The following is a 556-nucleotide window of genomic DNA, read 5'->3' as shown; positions in this document are numbered from 1 at the left end:
GGCCGCGCCTTCGTCTCCGGCCGATCATGACCTAGTTATCGGTCGACGCGGAACGCAGGCTTTCGCTCGTAGGCTTTTACGCCCACGTAACGGCGAAGGATACTCCTTGGCTGCTGAAGCGACCGACCCTCGCAGTGGCCGACCGACACTGGCCTTCGACAATCACGAGCTCGATCTGCACCGTGTCGTGGGAGCTCTCTTCGTTCAAGTTCCGCCGCCAGCTGGGCGGGAAGAGGCGGTTCTACTCGAAGGACATCCCGCCCTCGGACGTGTTGAGGTCGCGTACCGCGTCAGAGAAGACAGCGCCGTTCCACGGGTGATGCCCGGTCAGATTATCCTCGGTGGCGCGGTTCTGACCCCAGATCAACTCGATGCCATGGAAGGTGAGATGGTCGCGGTAACACTGGAGGATGGCGACAGCATTCTGAAGCGGATCGGTGCACCGCTGTCGAGAAGTATGCCATATTTGCGGCAGTTCGGTAACCGTGTCCTGAAGGCCGCCTTGCGGGAAGCTGCTGGGGGATGCTGATAGCGGCTCTTTGCGAGGAGCGGTGAT

1 protein-coding gene is annotated in these 556 nt (G+C 61.2%); it reads right to left on the bottom strand.

Translation table 11 applies throughout. The features are described 5' to 3' along the window. Positions 1 to 241: 241 nt before the first annotated feature. Positions 242 to 556: hypothetical protein (locus tag QHC67_RS19085; protein ID WP_319296746.1), on the bottom strand; the 315-nt coding region annotated here is incomplete at its 5' end.

The organism is Sphingobium sp. (genome assembly GCF_033795625.1).
Classification (GTDB): Bacteria; Pseudomonadota; Alphaproteobacteria; order Sphingomonadales; family Sphingomonadaceae; genus Sphingobium.
This window is presented reverse-complemented; position numbering and strand designations above follow the sequence as displayed.